Source organism: Flavobacterium sp. CF136, assembly GCF_000282055.1.
Taxonomy (GTDB): domain Bacteria; phylum Bacteroidota; class Bacteroidia; order Flavobacteriales; family Flavobacteriaceae; genus Flavobacterium.
This window is the reverse complement of sequence record NZ_AKJZ01000008.1, coordinates 80351-96845: the sequence shown is the minus strand read 5'-3', so window position 1 is coordinate 96845 and position 16495 is coordinate 80351. Positions and strand designations below refer to the sequence as shown.

Here is a 16495-nt window from a genome sequence, read left to right as displayed (position 1 = left end):
TAACAGTTGTAATACAACAATATTTGATTGCAGTTGTTAAATATGTATATCAAACTCAGAAGATGGTTACAAAAAAAATCAGCACATTTGTTATTTTTCTTACTACTTTAATTTCGTTTTCTCAAGAAAAATTTGCGCTAAGCGGTACTATAACTGACTTTAAAAATAATGAAACTTTAATTGGTGTGAATATTTATATCCCGGCTTTGGAAATTGGAACTACAACAAACGAATACGGGTTTTATTCACTTACACTTCCTGAAGGGGAATATCAGGTAGAAATCAGCTTTTTAGGTTATGAGACTGTAGAAAAAACGATACTCTTAAATCAGAATACCAAAAATAATTTATCCTTAAATGAAAGTGGCGAAGAGCTTCAGGAAGTTATAATTATCGATAATAAAGAGATGAGTAACATTAAGTCCCCGGAAATGAGTGTTAATAAACTTTCTATTTCTGTTATCAAAAAAATGCCTGTCGTTTTGGGCGAAGTCGATGTTTTGAAATCTATTTTATTGCTTCCGGGAGTTACAAATGCAGGAGAAGGGGCTTCAGGGTTTAATGTACGGGGTGGAGGGGCAGACCAGAATTTAATTTTATTGGACGAAGCGGCCATATTTAATTCTTCACATGTTTTTGGTTTTTTTTCTGTTTTTAATCCTGATGCCGTAAAGGATTTAAAATTATACAAAGGAGGAATTCCGGCACGTTACGGAGGCAGGGCTTCTTCTGTTTTGGATATTTATCAGAAAGACGGGAACAGTAAAGAATTTCATGTAAATGGAGGAATTGGGGTGATTTCGAGCCGAATTCTTGCAGAAGGTCCTTTAGTAAAAAATAAAGGTTCATTTTTGATAGGAGGTAGGGCGTCCTATGCGCATTTATTCCTGAAACTTTCAGAGGGTCAAAAAGGCAACGCTGCCTATTTTTATGATTTGAATACCAAATTAAACTATAAATTAAACAATAACAACAGTTTATTTTTGTCAGGTTATTTTGGTCGTGATGTTTTTAGTATGAATAAAGTTTTTGCGAATATTTATGGGAATTCGACCTTGAATTTGCGTTGGAATCATTTGTATTCGGATAAATTATTTGCAAATTTATCATTGATTTATAGTGATTATTTTTATGAACTTACTTTAGATTTTGTCGGTTTCAAATGGGATTCAGGTATTAAAAATTACAATATTAAATACGATTTTAAAAACTATATTTCAGATAAACTCAAATTGGATTATGGTTTAAGCGGAATTTACTATGAGTTTAATCCCGGTACAATTATACCCTCAGATGATGCAATTAGAATTAACGCTGATCAATTGGATAAGAAATACGCATTCGAACCCTCGGTGTATATTGGTGCAGAACATGAGCTTTCGAAAAAAATTACTGTTTCTTACGGATTGAGATTCAGCTTGTTTTATCGTTTGGGAGCTTCAACAATTAATTTGTATGAAAACAATAATCCGGTGGTTTTTAATCCGGATATGCAGATTTATGAAAAAGGAACTCCGGTTTCTACCAAATATTACCGTAAAAATAAGATGATTGAAAGTTATAATAATTTAGAACCACGATTTTCAATTTCTTATCAATTGAATGATAATCAGGCGATAAAAGCAAGTTATAACAAAATGACCCAATATCTTCAGTTAATCTCAAACACTACATCACAAACACCGCTTGATGTCTGGATGCCAAGCGATAATTACATCAAACCACAAATTGCGGATCAGGTAGCTTTAGGATATTTCAGAAATATGAATGAAGGGACTTATTCATTTGAAGTGGAAACCTATTACAAGAAAATTCAGAACAGACTGAATTATATTGATGGTGCCGATTTGATTGCGAATGATGCTATCGAACAGGTAATTTTAAATGGGCGGATGCGGGCTTATGGTATAGAAATGATGTTTAAGAAAAACAAAGGAAAACTCAATGGCTGGATTTCTTATACACTTTCAAAATCAGAGCAGCAAACACCGGGGAGAACAGCTGAAGAACCAGGTATTAATAATGGTCAATGGTATAGTTCTGTTTATGATAAAACGCATAATTTAGCTATTACGTCTACTTATAATTTAAATGAAAGATGGTCATTTGGAGCTAATTTTGTTTTGCAATCCGGTCAGCCGGTTACTTATCCAAACGGGCAGTATGAATATTTGGGAATAACTGTTCCCAGTTATGGATTACGAAATGAAAATCGTTTACCGGCTTATCACCATTTGGATATCTCGGCCACTTTAGCCCTGGAAAAAAACAAAGAAAGAAAATGGAAAGGGGAGTGGGTTTTTAGTATTTACAATGTGTATAATCGTCAGAATGCTGCTTCAGTGAACTTCCGTCAAAATGCAGATACCGGAAATAATGAAGCGATAAAAACATCCATTTTTGGAATTGTGCCTGCAGTCAGTTATAATTTTAAATTTTAGAAACTATTTTCTGTAAAAGAAAGTAAAAAAATACAGAGTATGAAAAAAGTAATCTTATTAATGGCATTTTTTATATCGTTATTCTTTACAAGCTGTGAAGAGGTTATTGATGTTGATTTAAATGATAGTGCTCCAAAATTAGTCATAGAAGCTGCCATAAATTGGAAAAAAGGAACTTCGGGCGCACAGCAAACCATAAAGCTGACAACCACAGCCAATTATTTTGGAGATGAAATCCCAATAGTTTCAGGAGCTACTGTTTATATTAGAAATAGTGCTAACCAACAATTTAATTTTGCAGAAGTACCTGAATCAGGCAGATATGTTTGTAATAATTTCAAACCTGTAATTGAAGGAACTTATACCCTCACGGTTATAAGTAATGGTAATACCTATACAGCTACTGAAACTTTAAAATCTATAGTTCCTATAAAAACTATTACACAAAACAATATAGGTGAACCCATGGGTAGTGATATTATAATTAGGGCTTTTTATAACGATCCGGCTAATGCAGATAATTATTATTTGTATAAATACGTATATTCGAATAAAATTACATCAAATTACTCTGTTGATGAAGATAAGCTTTTTCAGGGCAATGAATTTTTTAGTTTTTCAGATGGTAAGGATTTAAAAATTGGAGACGAAGTCGAAGTAACCCACTACGGAATTTCAAAACAATATTATAATTACATGAGTATAGTAATAAGTATTGCAGGCGATAATATAGGAGGGCCTTTTCAATCTCCTCCGGCAACAGTAAAAGGAAATATTATCAATACAACAGATAAAAGTAACTATCCTTTGGGTTATTTTTCGCTTAGCGAAATGGTTTCAAAAAAATATACTATCAAATAATTCAGTATGAAAATGAAGGGCAGAATTGAAAATTTAACGGAGAAAAAATTAATCGGAAAACATACTACCATGTCTTTTGTCGAAAATAAAACATTTCAATTATGGAGTAGTTTTATGCCAAGACGTAAAGAAATCAAAAATTCAGTTGATTCTGATTTATATTCGCTTGAAGTATTTCCTGTAGGGTATTTTGATCATTTTAATCCGGAAAACACTTTTGAAAAATGGGCGGCTGTAGAAGTTGAAAATTTCGATTTTATTCCATCAGAAATGGAAGGCTTAATAATTCCGGGAGGTTTGTATGCCGTTTTTATTCACAAAGGCCCGCAAAGCGAAGGGCATAAAACATATAATGCTATTTTTACCGAATGGCTTCCAAATTCAGAATACAGTGTAGACTATCGGCCTCATTTTGCAGTAATGAATGAAAAATACAAAAAAGAAGATCCTGATTCTGAAGAAGAAATCTGGATTCCAATAAAAACTAAAAATTTATAATTATTATGTTAATCGAAACTTTAAAATCACTTTTTGACCGGGATCTGAATAAACTAAAATTAGAAATCGAATCGTATCAAAACGAATCACAAATTTGGGAAATTGATAAAAATATATCAAATTCAGCGGGAAACCTCTGTTTACATTTGATCGGGAATCTCAATACATACATTGGTGCCGAAATTGGAAAAACTGGTTATATCAGAAATCGTGAACTTGAGTTTTCATTAAAAGATGTTCCAAGATCAGAATTAATAGAAAAAATTGAAAACACAATTTTAGTTGTAAATAAAGCACTCGATACTTTGACTGAAACCGATTTGGAAGCAATTTATCCATTGGTTGTTTTCGAAAAGGAAATGACAACAGGCTTTTTTCTTATTCATCTGTCAACACATTTAGCGTATCATTTAGGGCAGATTAATTACCATCGTAGACTGTTAGCATAGGTTTTGAGATTTAAGGCACTAAGTTTCTAAGATTCCATATCTTTGAATTCGAAAATTAAATCCTAAAATTAAAATGTCATCACACCATATAGTTCGCGACGATCAGGAACCCGCTTTAATAATTGCCAATGGCGCCGCCTGCAATTTTGAGTTATTAGGGCAATTGCTTGAGTGGTCTCCCTTGGTTATTGTACTCGATTCTGCCATCGAAAGAGTGATTGAATTAGATATAAAAGTAGATGTGCTTTTGGGTGATTTCGACCTTGGTTTTGACCCTGAAATCTATAAAACTTCACAATATCCAATCGAAATTGTTCATACTCCGGATCAAAACAAAACCGATCTGGAAAAAGCATTTGACTATTTAATTGACAGAAAAATTCCTGCTGTTAATGTAGTTTGGGCCACCGGAAGACGTGCCGATCATACGATTACCAATCTGACAAATATTGTTCGTTATCGAAATTTACTCAAAATTGTAATTCTTGACGATCATTCCAAAATATTTTTATTGCCTAATAAATTTGAAAAATGGTACACAGCCAAAACTCCAATCTCATTGATTCCGATTGGAGTTGTAAATGGTATTTTTTCGACTAATTTAGAATATCCTTTGCATAACGATACACTAACAATGGGTTACAGAACCGGCAGCAGTAATTCTGTTGCAAACGACGGATTGGTTACCATTACACATTCTGATGGCGACTTGTTATTGATGGAGTGTATGGATTGATTTTAGTATTCAGATACTATATATTTTGAATTGAATTTTGAATATCAGGGAGCTATTCCTGCTGTTCGCTGTATCTTTTGTGGTCTCGTTAGAAAAAAACGAGACCACAAAAGGATGCCGCTTCCATCAGGGCTAAGGCTTTAGGTTTCATAAGTTCGTTTTCTGGAAAAGGAATGACTATCTTTGCACCCAAAATTCACAAAATGAAAGCAATAGATAATTCCGAAAAAAATAATTTACATCCTCGAAACCTGCATCGTTCGCGATATGATTTCGAGCTTCTTATTAGCAATTGCCCGGAATTAAAAAAGCATGTTGCCGTGAATCTTCATGGTGTTGAAACTATTGATTTCAGCGATCCAAAAGCAGTAAAATCGCTTAACAAAGCATTGCTGCAAACCTATTACGATATTCAGGACTGGGATATTCCGGTCAATTATCTTTGTCCGCCAATTCCCGGCCGGGCAGATTATATTCATTACCTGGCTGATTTATTAGCCGAAACAAATAATGGAGTTATTCCTGAAGGTTCTTCCGTATTAGGTTTAGATATAGGAGCAGGCGCCAATTGCATTTACCCAATTTTAGGAAATGCCATTTACGATTGGAGTTTTGTAGGGACAGATATTGATGAAAAAGCAATCGAAAACTGCAGTAAAATTATTGAAGCAAATCCAAAGTTAATTGATGCAATAAGTTTACAGCAACAAACGGAATCACGCTTTATTTTCAAAAATATCATTACGCCCGAAGATCGCTTTACATTTACTATCTGTAATCCGCCATTTCATGCTTCTGCCGAAGATGCGAATCAAAGTACGGTTAGAAAAGTATCCAATTTAAATCCGAAGGAAAAGAAAAAAACAAATCCTGTTTTAAACTTTGGAGGTCATAATGCCGAATTATGGTGTGATGGCGGCGAAATTGGTTTTGTAACCCAAATGATTTACGAAAGTGCCAAATACCCAATGCAATGTTTATGGTTTACTACTTTGGTCTCCAAAAGAGACAATCTTTCAAGTATTTATAAAACCCTGAACAAAGTAAATGCTGCATCTGTAAAAACAATTGATATGGCTCAGGGTCAAAAAAACAGCCGTATTGTAGCATGGACTTTCTTAACGGAAGCGCAGCAGAAAGCATGGAAGATTTAAGAAACCTGGAAAAGCAGATTTTCTTAAAAATTCCCCATTTGTCCTAACTAAGACCATTCATTATTCATTTTTTACATTTATATTTTCTGATATCAAATAATTGAAATTCAATATTTTGTTCATTTCTTCAATTGAATTTGCCCCTTTAGTCTGAGATTGATAAACATCAGAATAAATGAAGATGTGAGACTTATTTACGTTATAGTATTTAAGACAAAAAAACGAATTTATAATTGCTTTTTCAAAGTTATTATCATAGCCGAGTTCATATCCAACGATGCTATTATTATCTTTTTTTAAAACAACTAAATTTGAAGCCTGGGCAAGATATTGATCTATATTAAAATTAGATGGGTCAGTAGAAACCCAAATTGTAAGTTGTCTTAATCCATAATTATTTTTAGGATCTTCAACGTCATATATTTTAGAATTATCTTTAAATGTCCCAATTTTTATAGCATCAAATTTTCTATTCTTGATGTCACCTGATTCTTTTAGCTCTATTTGTTGAGGAATTTGCAACACAATTTTGCCCTCTTTATCATTTTGTATCGTATAATTTTTTAAAGGGAGTTTTACCACATTATTCAATTTGATTTGTGGTTTTGAAGCTAACTCTGTTTTTAGATTATTAGTTTTTTGTTTTAATTCTTTTACATATGCAATCTCTTCATTAATATCTTTTTGAAATTTTTCTTTTGAAATTTGACTGAATTCAATAATAGTATTTTTTGAACTGGAAAATGTTGCATTGTCTTTAAATTTTATATTGAAAGTTTTATCGCTAAAAGAGAAGTCATACATTTCATAATAATCTTTGTCCATTATTTTTATTTGTATCAGACTTTTAAGATTATTGATATTCACTGTGAATTTTTCGGGTAATTCAAAGAATAAGCTGTCATTTTTTTTGATAAAGTGAAAATTTTGATCAAGAATTTGTTGCATATAATTACCCGTTAATCCTTTAAAATCTTCTTTGTCTTCCCTATAAATATTTGATATTTCCCAATATGTTTCTTTGTTTTGAGAATCACAACTTACGTTCATTAAAGTAAACACTATTATTAAAATTAGTTGTTTGGTTTTCATTAGTTTATATGATTTGTGAAGCTGAATCCCATTTTTTATTCTTTTCATTTTAATATACAGATAAGTCATTGCTTCCTTTTGAACGATATAGATAAAGAGGAATATAAGTTGTTGTCACTTCTTTTTTATCTTTTCGTTTAAATCCACCCCAAAGAGCTGATTTTTTATTGTTTATTTTTTGTAAGCATACAATTTTACCATTAGCATAAAATTTGACAGTAAATTTTTCAATAGGTTTTAAATCAAAAAAGTCAAGATTTTGATCAGTTCTGAATTGATAATCATTATCCCATCTGTCTTTTATTTCAGCAGATGATAAATAAAGTTGCTGTGCAATTCTTTTCTCCTTATTATAATTTATGTTAGCCAGTTCATCTTTAGTACCTAACATATAAATTTCTCTAATTTCATTGTATTTTGTTACTACCTGTTTTTCTAATTGTTTAAGTTTCTCTATGTTTTTTGTGAAAAGGATTTCAGAGTCTTCTAAAGTTTTGATTTCATAAGGAACCTCAGAAATAAATGTGAAACTGTCTTCATAAAATGCTTTACCTGAAAATACTGAAACTAAGGTTCCATTTACTTTATTTTGAGGGGTGCTGTACGTTATAACTTCTTGTTCATCAGTCATTGTGTTATTATTGTCTAAAAATGATTTAACTATTTTTATTTGTATAGCTGAGTTATTCTCTAAAATTTGATTAAAAGCATTTGTATCCTGATTAAAACCCGGATACATTTTAATTGTTATATTTTGTACTCCTTTTTTAGAAATATGCCAATTTAAAGGATAGTATGACCCTTTTAAAGTTGCATTTGATGACATAAAATGATTAACTATCGGCAAATCATTTATGAGTATTTCAAATGAACAATTATTAGTATAAATATACGCTCCATAATGATATTCTTTTTCAAATCGGCTTATTTCTTTGCTTAAGGAATAAATGTCCTGACTATTTTTCATTGTTTTTGATTTATAGTATGTAATTTCTTTATTAGTTTGTTCTCTGATTTCTTTTTTTTGTGTGTTTTGACAGCTCGTTATTTGAGATAATAGAGCTATCAGATAAAATACTTTTATATATTTCATAATGTTATATTTAAGTTAAATAAAATTGAATTTTTTTACCATTAGAATCTTCAAAACTCCCCTCATATTCATGCATTAAAACTAAATTAAATTCCATTGATTCTTCACCAGACGAATATTCTCCTCCATCAGAATTTTCAGCTGCATATCCAGCAGCAACTGTAATCTGTAATTTTATACCATGAAAAGTTAGCAGAGGATCTAAATAAAATCCTTTATCATCCGCTTTTATAGCTCCCGATAAAGTAAAACCTGTGACTATTTCAACTCCAGCTTCTACATACGCTGATATAGTTCCTAACAATATAGTATAATTGAATTTTTTTGACGATTTAATATTAGCTTCTAGTTTTAAACCAAAAACACCATTTACAGTTAATGGGCTATCATCTTCAGCATCACCTGTCAGTGATTGTTGATTTAGGTTAGTTGTTCCGCTTGCACTGTTATACCTAAGCATGCCACTAATTTCTAACTGTCCACTTACCTCTAAATTGACGTTTATTTCAGGAGCTACTCCCATCGCAGCTCCAACATCAATTAATGTAATAATCCCCCTTGCAATTGGGTGAGCTTTTTGTGCTAAAGCTAAAAAATCCATCATTATTGATGCTCCAATTAATGGTTTTGCCAAAATTTGAATTTCACCAACAATTCCCACTTGGTCTGTATTTATATCTTTAGGATTTTCGGCATACCAAGAACCTAATATTGCTAATGAAGGAGGTATGACATCAAAAGAAAATAAGGGCCTGCCTTTTAACGCGTCACCAATTTTAGCAAACTGCTCGGATGCCTTTTCTTCATCAATTTCTTTTAATTTTTTGTCTAACTTCTTTTTTGATTTTTTTTTACCATCCAAAATTAATTCAATCATTTTGGTGACTTCAATAATTTGTTTTACTAAATTAATGTACCTTTTATAACTTGCTGATATTTCAATTGCTTTTCCCGGACGATCATATTCTACATTTAAGGATAATACTAAATCCGATAATCCTGATTCGACATTATCTTTAAAACTAAATAAATCAGGTCTGTCTTCTTTATATTGTTTTTTTGCTTTTGATTTTCCTTTATTATATTTTTTTTCAATGTTTAATTGCTCTTTCTTTCTTTCATTTAGTTTTGCTATTAATTTTTTAAATTTCTCCTTATCCTTTTTTTTAGCTTCGCTCAAACCTAAATTTGCGTTAGCTATATCTTGGTCTATTTTGTTGATTTTTGAAGCAATTTTTTTTGGTTTTAACTTTTCATCTAATTCTTCAATCCTAACCAAGTATTCATCGTACTTTTCATTCCTCATATTTTGAAATTCTTCAGGATCACAATCATATGAAAATTGTAATACCCACTTAATATCAGGATAAACAGCAATATCTAATTGCTTCGTAAAACAACACGTTTGCAAAATAATAGGATAGTGTTGTAATACGCTTTGGCGTAGAGGCCAAATATACTTTAACAAACTAACTACGGATTCATTCCCGTAATCAAATCCAATATCTAAAACTACCTCAGTATCTGAATTAGGATATTTACCTATTGTTTTTTTATCTTTATACAATGACGAATTACTCGTTGATGAAACGCCAATAATACTTTTTAATCTAGAATTACCACTTGTATGAGAAGCACTAATTTCATTATCGTCATTAGTATCTTCATGTCCTTCTTCTTCCTTGCTAAAATTGAGACGTCCTATTTTAAGCTTATTTTCACTAAATATCAAATGTTCATCTACCCTTGTAGTATTTTCAATTACAATGCTGTTTTGTATTAGCGATAAATCAATAACTTTTCCTTTATGAGTTCTCATTTTATCATTAATAAAAAGACATTCGTCAGTTTTTGTATCTAATACAATCTTAACATCTCGACGGGCTTCTCTTACACCGGCTATCACAGGCATAATTAATTTTTGTTTCGATGCATCTGTCTTGGAATTGAAAATTTCAATTTCAAGAGCCTCATTATTTTCTCTATTTGCCTTTTTAGCATATGAGCCTTTAATAGTATCATACCTGCATGGTCTGAAACTTGCTATATTAGTTTCTACTTTTCCTATGAGTAAAGGATTATTAGTAGGTTCTATAACAGTCTCGTGCATTTTGCCTTTCAGTGCTACTTCCAAAAAACAATCTTCTTGAGGTAATTTTAAAAACTCATCAGTTTCCTTTGATTTTACAGTAGGATAAATTTTCAGTTGATTTCCCGCCGAAGACATCCATTTATGGTCAACTAAAACTGGAATTCTTACTTTTTGAACTTGCGCTTCTGTTTTTTTGTCTACTTTTATACCGCCGGAAATTCCGGACTTATTGATTTCGTTTGGAAGTAATTTATGTATTAATGCTTCAGTTGTAAAATTGTCCTTATTAGAAATGGGCAGTAAATCATCCGGATCTACGGTATCTTTATCCCATAATCCAACCTCTAAATCTTGCCCATACATATGTTTTGTATAGATATTTAATAAAACTTTTGAACCAAATTTTACTGGAGCTGTAATGGGTTTGCAATCAAGATCTGTCCATGCTACACGAATAATTTCAGGGATTCCGGTAGCACGAATAAACAATCCATGCGGGGCTTTTCCTGTTGGAGGATCATTATTAGTAAAAACTTCAAGCCATGCAAAACCGCCGCCGACAATAATTTCAGGAAAGAAAATTTGTTTTTCTTCATTTTTAGGCATTCCTATAGCAAAATCTGTGTGATGCGTTATTGTTTTGCCATTCATCCCGTTACCTACAAGCTCCCAGGACCAGCTTAATGTAGTAAGCTCCTGACGAAGTTTCTCATTAAAAGCATCCCTTTCCTCAGCATATTGGGCTTCTTTCTTTTCTCTTTTTTTATGATTAGCAACATACCGCTTTCTATCATCGATATCGGGCATTTTCCAGACCTCTTCCTGAGTCCGTTTTTTAAAAGGGGGCAGCTTTTCCGGAGCTTCTTTATAAAATCCTTCTGTAGGTGTAATTTCAACTGTAAAAAATCCTGCCTTGGATAGTGTTAGGCATCCCATTGCTTTATCAAATTTTTGATCTTTGCCAAGGGGCATTTTTGGAACAAGATGTAAATTTTTGCTCATGTTTTCCTTATTTTTAATCTTTGTTTTCAATCATTAAAACGGCGTTGCCTAAATCTCCAAAATTCACTCCCGGTAAGATTTCGTTTAATACCTCGGGTTTGCTGCTTTCCACATTTTTTTTAGTCACTTCTGAAGTTTGTCCATGATTTTTTATAGTAATGCAATCCGGACCTCCAATTGGACAAGTTCCCTTACTGTCTTCTAACAATATTTTACCCTGATTAGATAAAGTCGTTTTTTCATAAAAACCACTCCATTTTGTAATTGTGGCTTGACACGGCAGGTAATCTCCACTTCCGTTAGGTTGCATTTTGCATTTACCAAAAGTGTTTTTTTCTAATGTTTGTCCAATTTCTTTGTCAGTGGCAATAAGTTTATCTTTTCCGTCTTTATCATTTCCATAATGTTTGGATTGGGTTTTTACTTTTAACTTATCGGTTTTTGGCTCAACGCTAAACTTGCATTGGCATGTTGCACCCTGAACGACAAAATGTTTTTCAGCCATAATATATTTTTTTAGTTGACTTTAATTCTTGGTTATATCTGTTTTAAAATAATTTGCTCCAGAAACCTGCCTTTGCTTTAACGGGTTCGTCTTCTTCTATCCAAAACGCAATATTCTTTTGTTTAGGTTTCGATTGAGGTCTATAAGAGCTGTTTTCAGGTAAGTGATAGATTTCTATTTGAGTTGTTTTATGCTTTTTCTCCGTAATCTTTGTTTTGTAAGTTCCTATTATTGAAAAAATACTTCGATCTTCTCCATACAGCTTATATTGCACTTCCATTTCAGATTCTAAAGGCTGAATTTTAATTCCGGTCATTTCAGATTTGGGGTAACTGCATCCATTCAAAACTTCATTTATGGATCTTTTATCTATGGATTTTCCTTTAACATTAATAAAAATTTTATCAGTTGCAGAATAGTATTCTTCTATAGTCTGATGAATATCATAACTGATGATTTGGTTTCCAAAAACGGGAGATTCCCATATATAATTATGTGGTTCGTCCTGATCATAGTTGGTATATAAGGGTTTAAAGTAAAGATGAAAAAACCAGGTTTTGCAGATTGATTCTTCCAGTAGGCTTTTGTTGTTTAAAGTAGTCTCAATTTTATGAAGTATTTCAGGAACTATATTTCCGCAATAATATTTTGATAACCGTTTTTTTATAGGAAACCATCTTTCTATAATGTCCTTGTGATTTGTTATTTCGATAATGCTGCCTTCTTCACTTACTTTTATTCTGATAGGAAAAATTGCCTGCGAACTGATATCAGCTATTTGTTCTATTTTTAAATCAGGTGCCATATTATCTATATAGACTTGTTTCCTGTTTATTTCAAAAGTGAAATTGTTATCATAACTTTGAATGCATACTATATCTACTTTGTAGTGTACAGTACTAATTAAATTATCGTTTTCAAAATTTTGTGACATAAAGCCATAAACTCTGTTTTGACTAAAAGGATTAAAGTGTATTAAAGTGTTTTTTTCTAAAAACACTCTTTTTAAATCTGACATATTTATTAATTATCGACTATAAATTTTTCTATTTAACCACACAAGAACCATACATAACCAATAAATACAAATTCTATAATCACCTATTTTGTTTCAAATGCTTACAGGTGAATTTAGCTGTTTAATAGTTTTAGATGTAAGATTAATATTTCGGTTTTAAAGATACATATTTTTCTTACATTGTAAAATCAAACATCAAAAATTAGCAATATCTTAAAGAAAATTAATTCAAATATTTTCTTGTTAACTGTAATTTACTTGTTTACAAGTGTTTGCTTTCTATTTAGAATGAACAGGATAATGGAGATTATCGTGCTTTTGAAATTTACAGCTATCGGATTTCTTATAAAATCACACCTGAGGCAATTCACGTTTTGAGGGTTCGGCATATCAGCAGGAATCCTAAAATATTGTAATTATGATAGTTTAAAACAAAATTCTGATACAATAAACAAGTTCATTTAAAGTAACTTTATAGGAAATTGAGTTTTATGACTACCCGAAAATTACTTTTTAAATTAACATTGTTTCTTTTACTTGCCGGTTGTGCATCCTCTAAAAAGGCAAAATTTGACGACTACACTTTTCAGACAAAAAAAGAAAAAGAAGCTTACATAAATTCATATAATAAAGCACTGAAACTTTGGGATGTTCCTTATACGGAGGAAAATATAAAAACTTCCTACGGAACTGCACATGTTATATTAGCAGGTCCGAAGGACGGGAAAGATTTAGTTTTGCTCCACGGAATGGATGCCAGTTCAACAATGTGGTATCCGGGGATTAAAAGTCTGGCAAAAAATCATCGTGTGTATGCCATCGATTTTATTATGGAACCCGGAAAATCGACTTTAACATCAAAGCCGCTTTCAACAGAAGATATTGTGATTTGGTACAATGAAATTTTCAATCATTATAAATTAAAAAACTACGACATTGTAGCTGCCTCCCGAGGCGGATGGATTGCTATGTTATTGGCTACTCAAAAAAGAAATTCAATTGATAAAATCGTTTTATTGAGTCCGGCGCAAACTTTTAAATTTATTGATAAACCAAGGAAAACATCTTCAGCATTGTTCCTGAAACTTTTTCCAAGCGAAAAGAAATTCGAAAAAACATTAAGAGCCTTTTCCACTCATCCTGAAAAAATTAGTCCGATCTATAAAAAGCAATTTTATTTGGCTAATAAATATGCAAAATCGAATTCGAATATGCTGCGGATGATGCCTTTTTCAGATGATGAATTAAAATCTGTAAAAAATCCTGTTTTGGTGTTAATAGGCGACCATGACGTTATAAATTCTGAAGAAAGTATAGAGCGTGCTCAAAAGTATTTACCCAATAGTAAAATTAAAATTGTAAAAGATGCAGGTCACTTTTTAACCATAGATCAGTCCAAAATTGTAAATGACGCAGTTGTTAATTTTTTAGAATAGTTATGATTTTAAATTAGGTAATATATTTATAGAATTCAAACTTTGTATCTTTACAAAACTAAATTTTTCATCAGTCAAAAATGAATTTCCAGGTATCCTCAGAATATAGTCCAAAAGGAGATCAGCCACAAGCGATCCAAAAATTATCCCAAGGTATAAGAGACGGAGAAAAATATCAAACGTTATTAGGTGTTACAGGTTCCGGTAAAACATTTACTGTTGCCAATGTGATTGAGGAAATACAAAAACCTACTCTGGTTTTGGCTCATAACAAAACTTTGGCGGCACAGTTATATTCGGAATTCAAGCAATTTTTCCCCAATAATGCTGTAGAGTATTTTGTTTCCTATTACGATTATTACCAACCGGAAGCTTTTATGCCGGTAACCGGTGTTTTTATTGAAAAAGATTTATCTATCAATGAAGAGCTTGAAAAAATGCGATTGAGTACTACCTCTTCGTTGCTTTCGGGGCGCAGGGATATTTTGGTTGTTGCCTCTGTTTCCTGTTTATATGGTATTGGGAATCCGGTAGAATTTCAGAAAAACGTAATTGCAATTGAGAAAGATCAGGTAATTTCCCGAACTAAATTATTGCATAGCCTGGTTCAGAGTTTATATGCCAGGACTGAAGCCGATTTTACTCCCGGGACTTTCAGAATCAAAGGTGATACAGTCGAAGTATACCCAAGTTATGCAGATGATGCTTTCAGAATTCATTTTTTTGGAGATGAAATTGAAGAAATTGAATCATTTGATATTAAGACATCACAAGTTTTAGAAAAATTTGATAAACTTACTATTTACCCTGCCAATATGTTTGTGACATCTCCTGATGTTCTGCAAGGCGCCATCTGGCAAATTCAGCAGGATTTGGTTAAGCAAGTCGATTATTTTAAAGAAATAGGAAAACATCTCGAAGCAAAACGTCTGGAAGAAAGAACGAATTTCGATTTGGAGATGATTCGGGAATTAGGTTATTGCTCCGGAATCGAAAATTATTCGCGTTATCTTGACGGAAGGGAAGCCGGAACAAGGCCTTTCTGTTTATTAGACTACTTTCCAAATGATTATTTGATGGTAGTTGATGAGAGCCACGTAACAGTTTCTCAGGTTCACGCTATGTATGGAGGCGACCGCAGCCGAAAAGAAAATTTAGTGGAATACGGTTTTCGTTTACCTGCCGCAATGGATAACCGCCCATTAAAATTTGAAGAGTTTGAGGCAATGCAAAATCAGGTTATTTATGTATCAGCGACTCCGGCTGATTATGAATTGCAGAAAACGGACGGGGTTTATGTGGAGCAGGTCATTCGCCCGACAGGATTGTTGGATCCGATTATTGAAATTCGCCCAAGTCTGAATCAGATTGATGATTTAATTGAAGAGATTCAGGTGCGTTGTGAATTGGATGAAAGGGTTTTGATTACTACTTTGACTAAAAGAATGGCCGAAGAATTGGCAAAATATTTAACCAAAGTAAATATCCGTTGTCGTTATATTCACTCAGATGTAGATACTTTAGAACGTATCGAAATCATGCAGGATTTACGTAAAGGTATTTTTGATGTTTTGATTGGAGTGAATTTACTTCGTGAGGGTCTGGATTTACCGGAAGTTTCTTTAGTAGCTATTTTAGATGCTGATAAAGAAGGTTTTCTTCGCAGCCACAGGTCATTAACACAAACTATTGGTCGTGCGGCGAGAAACCTTAACGGAAAAGCCATAATGTATGCGGATAAAATTACGGCAAGTATGCAGAAGACTATTGACGAAACGAATTACAGAAGGACAAAACAGATAAATTTCAATAAAGAAAATAATATTACGCCCCAGGCTTTAAATAAGAAAATAGACAGTGCTTTTACGAAAAATCCGTTGGTGGAATATGAATTAGGGCATACTTTGGCAGCTGCTGCAGAACCTGAAACGGCTTATTTATCTAAAACAGAATTAGAAAAAATGATTCGTGAGAAACGCAAATCTATGGAAAAAGCAGCAAAAGAACTGGATTTCCTGCAGGCAGCAAAATTACGTGATGATATTAAAAAATTACAGGAGCAGCTTTCTTAAAAAGTGAATTATAATTAGTCAGACATATAAAAAACAACAGTCTCAA

The 16495-nt window shown here is 32.3% G+C and carries 13 protein-coding genes; 8 read left to right on the top strand and 5 right to left on the bottom strand.

Going from position 1 to position 16495, the window contains the following annotated elements:
- Nucleotides 1–62 precede the first annotated feature (62 nt).
- From PMI10_RS02895 to rlmF, 6 genes are all read left to right on the top strand, one after another.
- A complete protein-coding gene (locus PMI10_RS02895) occupies nt 63–2441 on the top strand; it encodes a TonB-dependent receptor (RefSeq protein ID WP_035631257.1) in 2379 nt (792 codons plus the stop codon).
- Between the two features lie 39 nt (nt 2442–2480).
- Complete coding sequence (locus tag PMI10_RS02890) at nt 2481–3302, top strand: DUF4249 domain-containing protein (protein ID WP_007804291.1); 822 nt, start codon at nt 2481–2483, stop codon at nt 3300–3302.
- A gap of 12 nt (nt 3303–3314) precedes the next feature.
- Nucleotides 3315–3800 (top strand): GyrI-like domain-containing protein, encoded by a 486-nt coding sequence (locus PMI10_RS02885; protein ID WP_007804289.1) that lies wholly within the window; start codon nt 3315–3317, stop codon nt 3798–3800.
- A gap of 5 nt (nt 3801–3805) precedes the next feature.
- Nucleotides 3806–4249 carry a DinB family protein gene (locus tag PMI10_RS02880; RefSeq protein ID WP_007804287.1) on the top strand — a complete coding sequence of 148 codons (444 nt, stop codon included), beginning with the start codon at nt 3806–3808 and terminating at the stop codon, nt 4247–4249.
- 73 nt (nt 4250–4322) lie between these two features.
- Nucleotides 4323–4985 carry a thiamine diphosphokinase gene (locus PMI10_RS02875; protein ID WP_007804285.1) on the top strand — a complete coding sequence of 221 codons (663 nt, stop codon included), beginning with the start codon at nt 4323–4325 and terminating at the stop codon, nt 4983–4985.
- A 203-nt stretch (nt 4986–5188) separates the two neighbouring features.
- Nucleotides 5189–6139: a 23S rRNA (adenine(1618)-N(6))-methyltransferase RlmF gene (gene rlmF, locus PMI10_RS02870; RefSeq protein WP_007804284.1), complete on the top strand. Its 951-nt coding sequence runs from the start codon at nt 5189–5191 to the stop codon at nt 6137–6139.
- 60 nt (nt 6140–6199) lie between these two features.
- On the opposite strand, the gene PMI10_RS02865 is transcribed toward rlmF, so the two are convergent.
- From PMI10_RS02865 to PMI10_RS02845, 5 genes are read right to left on the bottom strand one after another with little or no spacing between them, the layout of a single operon-like run.
- On the bottom strand, nt 6200–7279 hold the full coding sequence (locus tag PMI10_RS02865; protein WP_202948177.1) for a hypothetical protein: 1080 nt from the start codon (nt 7277–7279) through the stop codon (nt 6200–6202).
- Between the two features lies 1 nt (nt 7280).
- Entirely contained in the window at nt 7281–8324 is a 1044-nt protein-coding gene (locus PMI10_RS02860; RefSeq protein ID WP_007804280.1) for a hypothetical protein, read from the bottom strand.
- 10 nt (nt 8325–8334) lie between these two features.
- Nucleotides 8335–11418 (bottom strand): hypothetical protein, encoded by a 3084-nt coding sequence (locus PMI10_RS02855; protein ID WP_007804278.1) that lies wholly within the window; start codon nt 11416–11418, stop codon nt 8335–8337.
- A 13-nt stretch (nt 11419–11431) separates the two neighbouring features.
- Nucleotides 11432–11923, bottom strand: coding sequence for a DUF4280 domain-containing protein (locus tag PMI10_RS02850; RefSeq protein WP_007804276.1), 492 nt, complete (start codon nt 11921–11923; stop codon nt 11432–11434).
- 43 nt (nt 11924–11966) lie between these two features.
- Nucleotides 11967–12941 (bottom strand): hypothetical protein, encoded by a 975-nt coding sequence (locus PMI10_RS02845; RefSeq protein ID WP_007804274.1) that lies wholly within the window; start codon nt 12939–12941, stop codon nt 11967–11969.
- A gap of 491 nt (nt 12942–13432) precedes the next feature.
- Between PMI10_RS02845 and PMI10_RS02840 the strand changes: the two genes are divergently transcribed.
- Both PMI10_RS02840 and uvrB read left to right on the top strand, forming a co-directional pair.
- On the top strand, nt 13433–14377 hold the full coding sequence (locus PMI10_RS02840; protein ID WP_007804272.1) for an alpha/beta fold hydrolase: 945 nt from the start codon (nt 13433–13435) through the stop codon (nt 14375–14377).
- Nucleotides 14378–14457: 80 nt separating this feature from the next.
- The gene (gene uvrB / locus PMI10_RS02835; protein WP_007804269.1) at nt 14458–16449 is read left to right on the top strand and encodes an excinuclease ABC subunit UvrB; all 1992 of its coding nucleotides are present in this window, start codon (nt 14458–14460) and stop codon (nt 16447–16449) included.
- Nucleotides 16450–16495: the final 46 nt, after the last annotated feature.

Bases quoted from the DNA above. Each gene is read 5' to 3' on its own strand.
- PMI10_RS02895 (WP_035631257.1), top strand. From the start codon at position 63: ATGGTTACAAAAAAAATCAGCACATTTGTTATTTTTCTTACTACTTTA.
- PMI10_RS02890 (WP_007804291.1), top strand. From the start codon at position 2,481: ATGAAAAAAGTAATCTTATTAATGGCATTTTTTATATCGTTATTCTTT.
- PMI10_RS02885 (WP_007804289.1), top strand. From the start codon at position 3,315: ATGAAGGGCAGAATTGAAAATTTAACGGAGAAAAAATTAATCGGAAAA.
- PMI10_RS02880 (WP_007804287.1), top strand. From the start codon at position 3,806: ATGTTAATCGAAACTTTAAAATCACTTTTTGACCGGGATCTGAATAAA.
- PMI10_RS02875 (WP_007804285.1), top strand. From the start codon at position 4,323: ATGTCATCACACCATATAGTTCGCGACGATCAGGAACCCGCTTTAATA.
- rlmF (WP_007804284.1), top strand. From the start codon at position 5,189: ATGAAAGCAATAGATAATTCCGAAAAAAATAATTTACATCCTCGAAAC.
- PMI10_RS02865 (WP_202948177.1), bottom strand. From the start codon at position 7,279: ATGAAAAGAATAAAAAATGGGATTCAGCTTCACAAATCATATAAACTA.
- PMI10_RS02860 (WP_007804280.1), bottom strand. From the start codon at position 8,324: ATGAAATATATAAAAGTATTTTATCTGATAGCTCTATTATCTCAAATA.
- PMI10_RS02855 (WP_007804278.1), bottom strand. From the start codon at position 11,418: ATGAGCAAAAATTTACATCTTGTTCCAAAAATGCCCCTTGGCAAAGAT.
- PMI10_RS02850 (WP_007804276.1), bottom strand. From the start codon at position 11,923: ATGGCTGAAAAACATTTTGTCGTTCAGGGTGCAACATGCCAATGCAAG.
- PMI10_RS02845 (WP_007804274.1), bottom strand. From the start codon at position 12,941: ATGTCAGATTTAAAAAGAGTGTTTTTAGAAAAAAACACTTTAATACAC.
- PMI10_RS02840 (WP_007804272.1), top strand. From the start codon at position 13,433: ATGACTACCCGAAAATTACTTTTTAAATTAACATTGTTTCTTTTACTT.
- uvrB (WP_007804269.1), top strand. From the start codon at position 14,458: ATGAATTTCCAGGTATCCTCAGAATATAGTCCAAAAGGAGATCAGCCA.